The sequence below is a fragment of the Isoptericola croceus genome (genome assembly GCF_029382255.1).
Lineage (GTDB): Bacteria > Actinomycetota > Actinomycetes > Actinomycetales > Cellulomonadaceae > Isoptericola > Isoptericola croceus.
In genome coordinates, this window is record NZ_JARLLG010000196.1 from 1 (window position 1) to 276 (window position 276).

1 protein-coding gene is annotated in these 276 nt (G+C 53.6%); it reads left to right on the top strand.

All coding sequences use genetic code 11. The features are described 5' to 3' along the window. Positions 1-19: 19 nt before the first annotated feature. Positions 20-276 (top strand): DUF4942 domain-containing protein (locus tag PZC42_RS21160; protein WP_277214097.1); only part of this gene is annotated, 257 nt, incomplete at its 3' end.

Below are 276 nucleotides of genomic sequence, written 5' to 3' on the forward strand. Positions count from 1 at the left end.
TCAGGAATGGGATCGGCAGGTGGCAGGCAAAGAAATGCCGCCGATAACGCTGGATAACGTTATGAGTACGTTCCGGCACCTGAACGCAAGCAAGGCTGATACCTTCACGCAAGGGCTGATTGATATCTTTAAATCCCTGTCGTGGGATTATAAAACCAATAACCCCTGCATGTTTGGCAAGCGTATCATCATCGCGCCGTTGCTCGATGTCTGGCGCAGTGGCTGGGTGCGCTTCAGCTCAGACGGGCACACCAAAATTGACGATCTGGCGCGGCC